This is a genomic window from Cardinium endosymbiont of Dermatophagoides farinae, from assembly GCF_007559345.1.
Taxonomy (GTDB): Bacteria; Bacteroidota; Bacteroidia; order Cytophagales; family Amoebophilaceae; genus Cardinium.
In genome coordinates, this window is the sequence record NZ_VMBH01000001.1 from 869,110 (window position 1) to 883,563 (window position 14,454).

10 protein-coding genes and 2 pseudogenes are annotated in these 14,454 nt (G+C 37.2%); 10 read left to right on the forward strand and 2 right to left on the reverse strand.

Annotated features, from left to right (window positions below; translation table 11 throughout):
- Nucleotides 1-16: 16 nt before the first annotated feature.
- The 4 genes from FPG78_RS04080 (at nucleotide 17) to FPG78_RS04095 (ending at nucleotide 1,831) form a co-directional block, all read left to right on the forward strand.
- Complete coding sequence (locus tag FPG78_RS04080) at nucleotides 17-280, forward strand: hypothetical protein (protein ID WP_144086737.1); 264 nt, start codon at nucleotides 17-19, stop codon at nucleotides 278-280.
- A 258-nt stretch (nucleotides 281-538) separates the two neighbouring features.
- Nucleotides 539-1,024, forward strand: coding sequence for a VirB8/TrbF family protein (locus FPG78_RS04085; protein ID WP_144086738.1), 486 nt, complete (start codon nucleotides 539-541; stop codon nucleotides 1,022-1,024).
- Entirely contained in the window at nucleotides 1,011-1,352 is a 342-nt protein-coding gene (locus tag FPG78_RS04090) for a hypothetical protein (protein ID WP_144086739.1), read from the forward strand. The genes FPG78_RS04085 and FPG78_RS04090 overlap by 14 nt, the downstream gene beginning before the upstream one ends.
- Before the next feature lie 125 nt (nucleotides 1,353-1,477).
- Complete coding sequence (locus tag FPG78_RS04095) at nucleotides 1,478-1,831, forward strand: hypothetical protein (protein ID WP_144086740.1); 354 nt, start codon at nucleotides 1,478-1,480, stop codon at nucleotides 1,829-1,831.
- Here FPG78_RS04095 and FPG78_RS04100 read toward each other — a convergent pair.
- Nucleotides 1,781-4,678 (reverse strand): annotated as a pseudogene (locus FPG78_RS04100) (Tn3 family transposase). The gene FPG78_RS04095 and the pseudogene FPG78_RS04100 overlap by 51 nt on opposite strands.
- A 167-nt stretch (nucleotides 4,679-4,845) precedes the next feature.
- On the opposite strand from FPG78_RS04100, the gene FPG78_RS04105 reads away from it, so the two are divergent.
- The 4 genes from FPG78_RS04105 (at nucleotide 4,846) to FPG78_RS04120 (ending at nucleotide 8,011) form a co-directional block, all read left to right on the forward strand.
- Nucleotides 4,846-5,400 (forward strand): recombinase family protein, encoded by a 555-nt coding sequence (locus FPG78_RS04105; protein ID WP_320411055.1) that lies wholly within the window; start codon nucleotides 4,846-4,848, stop codon nucleotides 5,398-5,400.
- A 78-nt stretch (nucleotides 5,401-5,478) separates the two neighbouring features.
- Nucleotides 5,479-6,183: a VapE domain-containing protein gene (locus tag FPG78_RS04110; protein WP_144086741.1), complete on the forward strand. Its 705-nt coding sequence runs from the start codon at nucleotides 5,479-5,481 to the stop codon at nucleotides 6,181-6,183.
- Nucleotides 6,184-6,297: 114 nt separating this feature from the next.
- Complete coding sequence (locus FPG78_RS04115; RefSeq protein ID WP_144086742.1) at nucleotides 6,298-7,167, forward strand: hypothetical protein; 870 nt, start codon at nucleotides 6,298-6,300, stop codon at nucleotides 7,165-7,167.
- A 163-nt stretch (nucleotides 7,168-7,330) separates the two neighbouring features.
- Nucleotides 7,331-8,011, forward strand: coding sequence for an SMI1/KNR4 family protein (locus FPG78_RS04120; protein WP_223262001.1), 681 nt, complete (start codon nucleotides 7,331-7,333; stop codon nucleotides 8,009-8,011).
- 1,050 nt (nucleotides 8,012-9,061) lie between these two features.
- Here FPG78_RS04120 and FPG78_RS04125 read toward each other — a convergent pair.
- Complete coding sequence (locus tag FPG78_RS04125; protein ID WP_320411056.1) at nucleotides 9,062-9,616, reverse strand: recombinase family protein; 555 nt, start codon at nucleotides 9,614-9,616, stop codon at nucleotides 9,062-9,064.
- Between the two features lie 184 nt (nucleotides 9,617-9,800).
- Between FPG78_RS04125 and FPG78_RS04130 the strand changes: the two are divergent.
- Nucleotides 9,801-12,680: pseudogene (locus tag FPG78_RS04130) on the forward strand (Tn3 family transposase).
- Between the two features lie 146 nt (nucleotides 12,681-12,826).
- Nucleotides 12,827-14,398: an ankyrin repeat domain-containing protein gene (locus FPG78_RS04135; protein WP_144086744.1), complete on the forward strand. Its 1,572-nt coding sequence runs from the start codon at nucleotides 12,827-12,829 to the stop codon at nucleotides 14,396-14,398.
- Nucleotides 14,399-14,454 lie beyond the last annotated feature (56 nt).

Below are 14,454 nucleotides of genomic sequence, written 5' to 3' on the forward strand. Positions count from 1 at the left end.
TAATTATTGGCTCAATATGCTGATTTCCTTTTTAATGTGGGGGGTAACCATTGATTTGCTAGACTATTCACTGATTTCTTTAGAGTTCAATAACGTAGATGGTATCGGTGCTGCCATAGCTACTTGCTTGATGTATGCTATGGTAGGTCCGCTTACCTCTCTATATATAGGTAACACGGTAGGGAACAGCCTTTTTGCGATAGGAGAAGCAAAGACCAGTCAGTTTATGGCTTATGGGGTTAGTCATCTGCCAAAATTTGGAAAAAAAGATAAACAATAATCCTTACTGCGTAAGGACTTTTGACAAACGAGCTAATGGGAGAAAAGGGTTGTAATTCTATTATAAAAAACTTAATAAAATATGTCAGATTAAAAAGATTATCAGTCATCAACCGTTCAATCGATTCATAAGCTAAACAGCTATCATTACGGGAATATCATTAACCTACTACGATTTTTAGTCGTTTTTCTTTTGGTATCCTTAGGTGGTTTATCTGCTTTTTTAGGCTATTTGGTATTTAAATAGAACAGAAGTGATTTGGTCTATTTTGCTACCCTTGAAGGGACCCATGTAGGTATAAGAAAAGATAATCCTACTAATAACAGTAAAGAAACCTTTGAGGTAGAAAATTTTGCTATACGCTTTATCCAAGATGGCTTTGCCCATAGCGAAAACAATTACCAAGAAAACATTGAAAGAGCTTTAACCGTTATGAATAATACCTCTAGAGTCACCTTAAAAAAACTCTTTTCTGATGATAGTTTGTTTCAAGTATATAAGGAATCTAATGGGGTAACTACGGTTTATGTTAAAAGCATACATACTGATACACAGAACTATCCCTATAGATCACAGATTTACTTTCAAACAGATTTAAAATTTTTAACTGGACAAGGGAAAGTCAAAACCCATAGCTACCATCAAGGCATTGCATTAGAAATGCAACCAACAGCTAGATGCAGTAAAAATCCATATGGGTTAATGATAACTGATTTAACCTTTTTAAACCATGAAGAAAAATAGCTTATTCATATTTTTGGTATCTTATTTTCCTGTTTTTGCATTGGATATCAAAGTTTCAGATCAATATCCTATTTTGCTGGAACTCAATGGTACGATTGAAAAGATTTCTTTTGGCAATGGAGATAAAGAGTATGTATCCAAAGAAGAAGGTAGGTTTTTAGAAGTCAAGGCTAAACATCCGAAAACAGGTAAAACCACTATTACAGTCTTTTACCTATCCAACGAAGGCAAAAAAATGAAAAGGTTGATGTATTTTATGGAACCGTTAGTTATGATGCAGGCATACAGCCAATGTATGATCTTACCCAGCATAAAGTTAAGCAGATAGAAGAAGCAGAGAAATGGGACACCGATGAACCTTTAACTGAATCCTTAACAGAAGCTTATAGAATACGTATCGCAGGAACAGCCAAATATTAAACGTTTTCATCAGACTAAACAATAAGTTGTTTTTTGAGTAATGCGGTAAGCACAGGGGAAGAAATTGTTTTAAAGTTTGTATTGAGAAATGGATCTCCTTATAACTATAAGGTAGGAAGCGTATATTTTGTAGGAAACAACAAAGACAAAACCGCTATTCCTATTAAACTAAAACCTAAACGAATGGTAGTAGCGCCTGGAGAAATCATACCTATGATTTTCGTTATCAAACACAAGGTAGAAAAATCAGGTATAATCGTTCGTTTTGAAGAGAAAAAAGGTCGTAGAGATTTAAGTTTGAACCTACCTAACAGGGGTCTCCTTGGATATGGGAAATTATTGTACGTTAAGGCTGTTTTTGTATTTTTCTATGTTAGCCGGTCGTAGAGGTCGGAACTTACTTAATGTTTTTTACGCTTTCTTGTCCAGATATAATCTCCTGTCAAATTGATATGCTCCCATCCTAATGGAGATAGATGTGATAACAATTGATCATTGATTTTTATTCCCTGTTTTTTCAGAGAGTCTACAGCTCTTTCGATGTAGACCGTGTTCCATAGCGTGATGGCAGCTGTGAGCAGTGTTAGTCCACTGGCACGATAGCTCTGATTTTCCAGGTTTCTGTCCCTGATTTCCCCCAACCTGTGCATAAATACCGCACGGGCAAGGGCATTACGGGCTTCTCCTTTATTAAGCCCTTTTTGTACACGTCGACGCAATGCTGGATCTCGAAACCAGTTCAGCATGAATAATGTTCTTTCTATTCTCCCGATTTCTCTGAGAGCTTTTGCCAGACCGTTCTGTTTTGGATAACTGGCCAACTTCTTGAGCATTAGGGATGCAGTAACTGTCCCCTGGCTGATCGAGGTGGCTAGACGAAGCACGTCAGCCCAGTTTGATTTGATATCTTTCAGATTCAGGCTGTTCGAAGATATAATAGACTGAAGTCCAGGGTATTGTTGGGCTTTTCCTTGAATAAAAAGCCGTTTGTCATGTAGATCTCGAATTCTTGGGCAGAATTCAAAACCAAGTAGGTGCATCATGGCAAATACATGATCGGTGAAACCAGATGTATCGGTATAGTGTTCCCGGATTTCTAGATCACTTTCGTGATACAGCAAGCCATCGAGTACATGAGTTGAATCTCTTACCCGGCTGATAACCCTGGTATAAAATGGACTGTATTGATCAGAGATATTCGTATAAAACTGAATACCAGGATCCTGTCCATATTTAGGATTGACTTGTCCAGCGTAGCGTCTAAGGCTTCCGACTCTGAAGTTCTGACCGTCTGAAGACGATGTAGTACCGTCACCCCAGTATATCGCCATAGGTTGCTTTCCCTGCGCATTAACTAATTCAGCAAGAGCAGCTGAATACGTTTCATCTCGTATATACCACGCCTGAATACTTTCCAGTGAAGATCTAGTAACTCCAGGACAGGCCTCTACCATTTTACCTAGCCCAAGGTTAATTCCATCAGCCAGGATAGTGGTTAGGAGGAGCCGAGTATCAGGGCGGATGACCTCATTTTTGAGATGAGAAAAATGGTCAGTAAACGCTGTCCAGTCGTTTACTTCATCCAGTATCTCTGTAATTTTAGGATGAGGTAACATACTATAAACCAGGGCTGTCAGCGGTGAAACCTCTGCAGGAACACTATTATCCAATGGCGTGACCTTTACTCTTTTATTAGATATTTCAACATTAGGTAAATCACCTATAAGGGCCATTTTGTTTACCTCTTCGAGTCGTGATTTCAATAATGTTAGGCGACTTCCAATATATTGACTGTAATCAAAAGGGACAGAAAGTGGTAACTGATGATTCTGAATCAACTTATTAAACTCCTTTTTAGGAATGAGGTAATCGTCAAAATTTTTATATCGGCGAGAACCTTTTACCCAGATATCCCCTGAACGAAGCGCGTCTTTCAGTTCGTTAAGAGCGAAAAATTCATAGTACTGTCGATTTATTCCGGTGGGTGCAATAACCACTTTCCTCCAGCTTTCAGGGATAAAATCCAACGGTTCCATTGGTGGGACCTTTCGTAACTGTTTATGATACATTTCTCTGATGACTGTCAGAGCCTCGGCTAGTGACTGTGCAGCTGGCGTGGCATTCAGTTCCAACGCAGACAACATTCTTGGAGCGTATTTACGTAACGTACTATATTTCTCAATAATAATATGCAGTGGATCAAAATTACTTTTTTTGGTCAAAAAACGGGTTTCTTCTAGACTTATAATAAATTTTTGCCATGGCATAACATGTTCAATAGCAGTCCATGGATCTTCTCCGGATTCACGGGCTTCAGTTAATGCTTGACCAATAGCAATATACTGGTACAGTTTAGACTGGATAAGTTTACCTGTTTGCTGGAGTCGCTCCGCCTGAGTCCTTTTAGCCCGGCTGAACATACTGTTCAAGATACGCTCATGCAAATCGATGATCTCATCTGTAAGTGTAGCTCTGGCTTCTTCAATCACACATATTAGAATAGCGTATCGTCTGCTTGATGAGAACTTAGTCAAATCTCGGCTGCTCATATTCCGACCCCTCACGGGCCAGTTTCAGTAACCGATTCTGATGAACTAAACGTCCGATCCCTACCGGTAAGTCTATTGCCATGATCGTATTCAAGCGTTCAATGTGCTGTAATACATTTTTTCCGTTAATTTTACCAGGAGGTTGAAGAATCCAAGATAGACGTGAAAGATGATTATTTAATGCAATCAGAAGGCTGTCTAGATTGACCTTATACTCTGATATAAGTTGAGCATTCAGTTCCGAGAATACTATTTTATCACCAGCAGCCATGGCCTTTGAGCACGTTCGTTCCAGTACATCAATAGTGGGAATAATCACGCAATTCCGCTGCATATACTTTAGAAGTTCTTGTGCAAGAAGAATACCCTTGTCAGTGCGTTTTGCAAGTGGAATTAAATACGAAATGCAATCATTTTGAATCTGTTTTGTAAATTTTTTTAGTCCTAGATAGTGGTATAGTTCTATTAAATGTTCCCTGCGAGTGGTGTCTCGTCCTGATGCATAATCTTTCCAAAGTTCATTTGATAAATTAAGTCTGCTAGCGATATGCTTGAGTAAAAAATCGGAAAGTAGTGATTTTTTATCTGGGATCATCCCTATGTTCTTCAGGTAACAAAGCAAGACAGAAAAACCGAACCTATTGGCTGGCTTGCGGTGCGTATTAAATATTTGTCTCCTAGGCATATAGTTTGCATTGATAATTATTTTGTAGATTAATTTTCGTTTAAATTTTTATCGCATAATGGTACACCTCAATGAAATATCTTAAAAATTATTAAATTGAATCAATGAAATAACCTATATGCAATAGATTCAATGACATAACCTAAATACGATAAATTCGTTAGAATATGTTCATCAGAGCTTATTTGAGAGCTTCAATAGAAGATCAGTTTGCAGATCGAGCAAAAGAAATGCTCGAGCAGTTTGTTCAGGAGAGAGGACACAAAATCGCTAGCTACTACCGAGAAAATATCAGCGGAACAAAACTGGAAAGACCAGAACTGGGACGATTACTAATGGATAGTCACCGAAATGATATTCTACTAGTAGAACAAATAGATCGGCTGACCAGACTTAGTAACAGTGACTGGCTAACACTCAAAAAGCAGATTGAACATCATGAATTGAGAATTGTAAGTCTGGACATCCCAACTTCATGGCAGGTTTTGTCTGACAAAGAACCATCACAAAATGATCCAGTAACTCGTGCTGTGATTTCTGCCATCAATAATATGCTCATGGATCTAATGGCCGCAATGTCGTATAAGGATTGGTTGAGTCGTCAGCAACGGCAAAAACAGGGAATCGAAAGAGCACGTCAAGAGGGTAAATATCGTGGAAAACAGGCTGATCATGAGCGTCACCAGAAGGTAATATATTATCGAAGTGTTAAAAAACTATAAGCATTCAAGATATCGCACGAGCTACCGGGTACAGCGCTTCGCAGGTATGTCGTATTCAGAAATTGTACTTTGTAAACAATGAAAAAAGCGATGCTAAGCACTTTTAATAATAGGAAATATTACAATGGTAATCCGATTATAAGCAATGAAAAAGATGCTCAAAAGGCTCTTATAAGAAACTTTATTATAGATTTGGATGAGCTACATCAGCTCCGTTCTAACTCAGAGGTAATTAAGACTTGGCTGTCTCAGCCTTATATTAATGTACGTTTGCCTTATCAGGAAGATGAAATAACAGCATCACGTATAGCTTCTTTTGTAGGTAGTACCAATAATATTGAATTTTTAAGGTCAGATTTGGGTAATAGTAGATGGATTAGTTTTGAAATAGATTCCATTGACTATTTAGATGATGAGGCCATATATATATTAGAGAAAGCCTGGGAACAAGCCTATAGTTTGTATAAATTAGATCACGGTAGTGGGGAACTAAGTGAAGAAGAATTTTTAGAGTTAAAAACTCGTTCTAATCAATTTAATACTAAGTCTACAGAGTCTGAATTGATAGTCCAGTATCTTTATCCCTCTACTAAGGAAGAAGGTGAGTTTATGACTACTACTGATATACTGAGATATATACAGAATATTGTTGGTACTACTATTAGACTGAATACTAAATTGATAGGCAGTGCTCTAAGAGAATCAGGGTTTATTAGGGTTATGTATGGTAATTTAAATAGAGGACCTTTGTATGGCTATTTTGTTCAAAAGTTAAATGTTTAGTTTTTGTGGAGTGGTATATGTCTGTAATCATTTGCAGATTTTTTGATTTTTTTATAAAATTAGTGGTCTTAATTGTATTAAGACGTTATTAATGTTTTGGATTAAGGTTAACGTATGGCAGGTATAGTAAATACATATAGAGGGGTATGGTATTCATTTTCTTCATTAATTGGGTTATTATTATGGTTTTTTAGTTTTTTCTTACAGTCTTGTAGCTCTATTTCATCTGGTAAGTTAAATGTGCATCTTAACAGAGGCGATTTATTAAGAGAAAATCTATTAGAAAGGCGAAAAAGGGATATTCAAGAAGGCAGACCTATTACAGTAAGAGAGGAGAACCAACCAATGCTCCATGAGATAAGAGGTAAACTTGGAAGATTGCGAAATGAAGGTTTTTTGGATCATTATAATATTCCTGCTAATCCAACTAGGATTGACAGGATGAAAAAAGAATTAATGTTTGTGTTCTGTAATTGGCTTAGGTGCAAACAAAGCAGAGATATGAACGTTCGGGCCAAGGTTACACATTTTTCTCGATTTATAGATATACAAGGACGTTATTATTACCCCAATCTTATAGATAACCCAGGTGTACAGGAGCACCCAGACACACTTTGGAAACTTATATATAATATAGAACATGATAGAGCAGAGTTTAAAATAAAAGATCTTTATAATGATCAAAGAATTCTTATGGCTGATCCTGATGAACGAGATGAACTAAAAGAGGAACAGGCTAATAATTTAGATAATACAGAACGTGGGGTAGCACCTCATTCAGATTTCGGGGAAGGATTTGAAAGGGTAGACATAGACCATTTAATTAGAAATAACCATGTGACGATCGAGTTACCATACAGTTTACATAAGTTTAAAAATAGATTTATAGATAGTCTTACAAATATTCCTAAAAGAACTGTAGATAGGAATTCCCGTGTTTATTGGATAAGCAGATTTGAAGAGAGAAATGCAGGAATATTCTAAAATAGATTTAGAGAATTTGTTAGAAGGTAGTGTTATAAATCGAATAAAAATAGGTTGACAGGATAAATTCAAAAGTAAAATAAATATTATGTGCTATACAAAAAATCACGTTATGTTAAGTATAAATAATATATACAATATATACCCTTTTTTATTAATGTGTGTGGCACAATTAGGATGTTCATCAAGTTATCGTTGTCAAATGAATACAGGAGGTGAAGGGTCTAGTTCTAAGGAGGAAATCATGTGTAGTGTATCTGGAGAAGGAGATAACAATAGCGTACCTATTGATGAAAAGATAAAGAAGTTATTGGATAAAGAAGATTTTAAAGAAGGATCACCTATAACTAGTACAGAAATAGCTTCTGTAGTTAAAGAGTTAGGTAGGAGTGTAGATATGTTCACAGTGGATAGTATAGATAAAGAGTATATAGGCTTCTTGAATAAATATGGCTCTATAAATGGTGGGGGCTTTTATATATGTGGACCTACTCAACGTACTACTAATAAAGTTAGATATATGTCATCAATACAACGTGGATTTGAAAATCGTTGTAAATCGAATGGAATGAAAGCTTTACAAATAAAATCATGTTGGTTAATAGCAGGCATAGATCAAGGTGACGAGTATTATATTAATTTATCTAGGACAAATAAAAATAATATATATTCTATGAGCCTTGATGGTAGGTCCAGCTTATTTGCTAGAAGTTTTTCAGAGTTTTTAGATAAGTTTTCTGAAGCTTATGAAAGGAAAAATGAGAAAGAAGATTATGAAAAAGATCTTTATAAGGAAGAGGAAGACGTAGAGTCGGAAGAGTTCAATCGTATGTATCAAAACTAAAAAAAATATAAAAATTTAAAAATGGGCCTGTCTGCGTAAGTGTGTAATTATGTGTGTGGTTCGTATAGGTTATTAAACCTCCCTTGTCCGGTCAAGTTTAAACCTGAAAAGTAGAAGATTGTGAAATGCTTTTGCTCACATTTCGCACCAGAAAATATTTAATAAATTGATTATTTTCTACTGATTCATAATATTTTATAACAATTATGTTTTTTACAAAAAATGATATATTTTCTTATTAAATTATAGTGGAAAATTTTTGCATTGAAAATCAGTCATCCGAAAATTAATTATAAATTAAGCGATTTTTATATTTCGCTCATAATCAATATTAAGTTTGATTAGGAATATGAGTTTTGTGTTTTCTAAGTGATTTTAATATTAGATCATATTTATAATTTTTCGTCATAAATGGCTCTTTTGACGGAGTGTAATTTTGGACCAGCAGGAGAGAATGGACATAAAGTTAGGGTTTCAAGACAAAATTCTAATAGATTTAGTTTTTGAACTTTAATTCTCTGGTTCAATTTCCATAAATAAATCTCACGGATACTTATGATTTCTAATAAAATATGTCCAATTTGGTAGTACATGTTTGCATGAGGGTACTAGTAAAAATCGCTCGTGTAGGGTCGAACAATGGCGCGGTGGTGTTATCCCCGTTTCCATTGCCCGCCTCGTCAAACGTAGCATACAGATTTCCCGTACTACGCTTTCCTGACAACTTCTTATCATTACCTATGGCCTATCTAATAGTTTTGCTTTCAGAATAAGTCTTACTCCACCTTGAACTATAGGGGTCTCCTTGGATATAGGAAATTATTGTACGTTAAGGCTGTTTTCTGTACTAAAGATGTTCTTCTTTTTCTTCCAGGTTATTGTATAAATTTACCTGATTAGCAACATGTTTCAGACATTACTTTTCCCACTTTCCAGCAATTTATTAAAAGTGCTTAGCATCGCTTTTTTCATTGTTTACAAAGTACAATTTCTGAATACGACATACCTGCGAAGCGCTGTACCCGGTAGCTCGTGCGATATCTTGAATGCTTATAGTTTTTTAACACTTCGATAATATATTACCTTCTGGTGACGCTCATGATCAGCCTGTTTTCCACGATATTTACCCTCTTGACGTGCTCTTTCGATTCCCTGTTTTTGCCGTTGCTGACGACTCAACCAATCCTTATACGACATTGCGGCCATTAGATCCATGAGCATATTATTGATGGCAGAAATCACAGCACGAGTTACTGGATCATTTTGTGATGGTTCTTTGTCAGACAAAACCTGCCATGAAGTTGGGATGTCCAGACTTACAATTCTCAATTCATGATGTTCAATCTGCTTTTTGAGTGTTAGCCAGTCACTGTTACTAAGTCTGGTCAGCCGATCTATTTGTTCTACTAGTAGAATATCATTTCGGTGACTATCCATTAGTAATCGTCCCAGTTCTGGTCTTTCCAGTTTTGTTCCGCTGATATTTTCTCGGTAGTAGCTAGCGATTTTGTGTCCTCTCTCCTGAACAAACTGCTCGAGCATTTCTTTTGCTCGATCTGCAAACTGATCTTCTGTTGAAGCTCTCAAATAAGCTCTGATGAACATATTCTAACGAATTTATCGTATTTAGGTTATGTCATTGAATCTATTGCATATAGGTTATTTCATTGATTCAATTTAATAATTTTTAAGATATTTCATTGAGGTGTACCATTATGCGATAAAAATTTAAACGAAAATTAATCTACAAAATAATTATCAATGCAAACTATATGCCTAGGAGACAAATATTAATACGCACCGCAAGCCAGCCAATAGGTTCGGTTTTTCTGTCTTGCTTTGTTACCTGAAGAACATAGGGATGATCCCAGATAAAAAATCACTACTTTCCGATTTTTTACTCAAGCATATCGCTAGCAGACTTAATTTATCAAATGAACTTTGGAAAGATTATGCATCAGGACGAGACACCACTCGCAGGGAACATTTAATAGAACTATACCACTATCTAGGACTAAAAAAATTTACAAAACAGATTCAAAATGATTGCATTTCGTATTTAATTCCACTTGCAAAACGCACTGACAAGGGTATTCTTCTTGCACAAGAACTTCTAAAGTATATGCAGCGGAATTGCGTGATTATTCCCACTATTGATGTACTGGAGCGAACGTGCTCAAAGGCCATGGCTGCTGGCGATAAAATAATATTCTCGGAACTGAATGCTCAACTTATATCAGAGCATAAGGTCAATCTAGACAGCCTTCTGATTGCATCAAATAATCATCTTTCACGTCTATCTTGGATTCTTCAACCTCCTGGTAAAATTAACGGAAAAAATGTATTACAGCACATTGAATGCTTGAATACGATCGTGGCAATAGACTTACCGGTAGGGATCGGACGTTTAGTTCATCAGAATCGGTTACTGAAACTGGCCCGTGAGGGTCGGAATATGAGCAGCCGAGATTTGACTAAGTTCTCATCAAGCAGACGATACGCTATTCTAATATGTGTGATTGAAGAAGCCAGAGCTACACTTACAGATGAGATCATCGATTTGCATGAGCGTATCTTGAACAGTATGTTCAGCCGGGCTAAAAGGACTCAGGCGGAGCGACTCCAGCAAACAGGTAAACTTATCCAGTCTAAACTGTACCAGTATATTGCTATTGGTCAAGCATTAACTGAAGCCCGTGAATCCGGAGAAGATCCATGGACTGCTATTGAACATGTTATGCCATGGCAAAAATTTATTATAAGTCTAGAAGAAACCCGTTTTTTGACCAAAAAAAGTAATTTTGATCCACTGCATATTATTATTGAGAAATATAGTACGTTACGTAAATACGCTCCAAGAATGTTGTCTGCGTTGGAACTGAATGCCACGCCAGCTACACAGTCACTAGCCGAGGCTCTGACAGTCATCAGAGAAATGTATCATAAACAGTTACGAAAGGTCCCACCAATGGAACCGTTGGATTTTATTCCTGAAAGCTGGAGGAAAGTGGTTATTGCACCCACCGGAATAAATCGACAGTACTATGAATTTTTCGCTCTTAACGAACTGAAAGACGCGCTTCGTTCAGGGGATATCTGGGTAAAAGGTTCTCGCCGATATAAAAATTTTGACGATTACCTCATTCCTAAAAAGAAGTTTAATAAGTTGATTCAGAATCATCAGTTACCACTTTCTGTCCCTTTTGATTACAGTCAATATATTGGAAGTCGCCTAACATTATTGAAATCATGACTCGAAGAGGTAAACAAAATGGCCCTTATAGGTGATTTACCTAATGTTGAAATATCTAATAAAAGAGTAAAGGTCACGCCATTGGATAATAGTGTTCCTGCAGAGGTTTCACCGCTGACAGCCCTGGTTTATAGTATGTTACCTCATCCTAAAATTACAGAGATACTGGATGAAGTAAACGACTGGACAGCGTTTACTAACCATTTTTCTCATCTCAAAAATGAGGTCATCCGCCCTGATACTCGGCTCCTCCTAACCATTATCCTGGCTGATGGAATTAACCTTGGGCTAGGTAAAATGGCAGAGGCCTGTCCTGGAGTTACTAGATCTTCACTGGAAAGTATTCAGGCGTGGTATATACGAGATGAAACGTATTCAGCTGCTCTTGCTGAATTAGTTAATGCGCAGGGAAAGCAACCTATGGCGATATACTGGGGTGACGGTACTACATCGTCTTCAGACGGTCAGAACTTCAGAGTCGGAAGCCTTAGACGCTACGCTGGACAAGTCAATCCTAAATATGGACAGGATCCTGGTATTCAGTTTTATACGAATATCTCTGATCAATACAGTCCATTTTATACCAGGGTTATCAGTCGGGTAAAAGATTCAACTCATGTACTCGATGGCTTGCTGTATCACGAAAGTGATCTAGAAATCCGGGAACACTATACCGATACATCTGGTTTCACCGATCATGTATTTGCCATGATGCACCTACTTGGTTTTGAATTCTGCCCAAGAATTCGAGATCTACATGACAAACGACTTTTTATTCAAGGAAAAGCCCAACAATACCCTGGACTTCAGTCTATTATATCTTCGAACAGCCTGAATCTGAAAGATATTAAATCAAACTGGGCTGACGTGCTTCGTCTAGCCACCTCGATCAGCCAGGGGACAGTTACTGCATCCCTAATGCTCAAGAAGTTGGCCAGTTATCCAAAACAGAACGGTCTGGCAAAAGCTCTCAGAGAAATCGGGAGAATAGAAAGAACATTATTCATGCTGAACTGGTTTCGAGATCCAGCATTGCGTCGACGTGTACAAAAAGGGCTTAATAAAGGAGAAGCCCGTAATGCCCTTGCCCGTGCGGTATTTATGCACAGGTTGGGGGAAATCAGGGACAGAAACCTGGAAAATCAGAGCTACCGTGCCAGTGGACTAACACTGCTCACAGCTGCCATCACGCTATGGAACACGGTCTACATCGAAAGAGCTGTAGACTCTCTGAAAAAACAGGGAATAAAAATCAATGATCAATTGTTATCACATCTATCTCCATTAGGATGGGAGCATATCAATTTGACAGGAGATTATATCTGGACAAGAAAGCGTAAAAAAACATTAAGTAAGTTCCGACCTCTACGACCGGCTAACATAGAAAAATACAAAAACAGCCTTAACGTACAATAATTTCCCATATCCAAGGAGACCCTATAAAAGCAGATAAACTAGATCTGCTGAAAAAATTTCTAGCACACATTAAAAGTAACCCCGAAAAATATCCTATTAAAAAAGTAATACACCTAATAGCCGGCCCTGAAAACGAAATAAAAGGCATGAAAATACCGCTTTTGATGCGCGTAGTGAGTAAAAGCGGTCCTGATAACACGCACAACCAGAGTATTATATTGAGTATATTAAGGATATTATTTGACACACTCCGTGATTATGACTTAGCCGCGTATGAAGAAGTTTTTGTTCTAAAAGTTGGTGCCCAGCAATACACCATAATCCACGAAGTGGTAGAACGCTGTAGCTTAATAACATTACAATACTTAGTAAACGAATACCGTAACATCAAAACAGCACAAGGGCTAACAGGTGTTTCCCTATCAAATAGCGTAGTAGAAATTTTAACCACAAAAAATAGTATAGGCGTAACACCAATACGCCTACTGGTTCAAAACTGCTCTTTATTAAAGCCTCAACCCCTTTTAAAGATGCTGCAATACTTGTCACAATATCTGATTTATTTTTCGGAATCAGAAATACAATCGGAACTTAGTCCTATATTTGATGCTATAGTCGTCCGTGGCAATACCAAGCTCTTAAAAGATATCATCGATGCTGTAATAACAGGGTCAGAAAAAGAAGATAAGCAACAAGGCAATGAGATGGCACGCAGGATTGCCAATCTAATTGTCAATCTATCAGACGACCATAGTCGTACCCTACTACATCATGTGATTATATGCGAAGGGGCAAAACAATCTAGGCCTGATACAGTCGAATATCTTATGCAATTAGGGGCTAGTTGCACATGCTTCGATGATAATGGAATATCCCCACTCTTTATAGCGATTGCCTTTGGTGCGCTACACATAGTGGAGATGCTATTAGATAAAACATTTGTTCAGAATAGATATTTACAATGGGATATCAATAAGCAAGGTAGGGATGACCTAACGCCTCTGAATTTTGCAGTTTACGGCAAAGATAAGGTGATTATCTCAGTCATATCAACATTATTTAGTTCATTTCTAAGAAAGTGTGATGCAGCTATGGATCAAGAAAATATAAACCGTTCCATTTTAATAGGAAAAGTTGATCTTCAGATAATTAAATTATTGCTACATGCTGGTGCTGATGTTTCAGAAGGAAATAATGCTGGTGAAAAGCCTATTCATAGAGTAGCTAAAAACAATAAAAATCTAAGCCATGAGACTACAACTGAGCTTATAAAGCTGCTTCTGAATGCTGGAGCTAATCCATTGGAAACAGATTCCAAAATATATAATGCTTTCGATATGGTATTGGACCAGATACCTATTAAAGACCCTAAAGGAGATAAGCAGAGAGCGATCAATCACCTGCTTGCCCTACTCGTCTGTAAAGCAATAATGTTAAACCAAGCTGGCGCACAAGTTAACTTCATGGATAGATACATGGATATATACATGGATATTGATGCCATTTACAAATATAGTGACCACAAAGGTGAGCGGGCTCGACTGCAACAGTTGTTGGCTTCATTCCTCCAAAGTCATAACATAGAAATTAATGGGCAATATAACGCTAGGAAAAAGCCCTGCGATTCTGATATAAGCTGTATTGTAAGTAAAAAGCGCAAACAGAAAAGTGCGCAGCAGTGTGATGGTTCAGGTAGTGGCAGGTCCCATGCAACCTAATTGTATGCTTTAGCGCACTTTTTGCTTGATAAAAAAGTAGCCAAAAAATCAAGCCC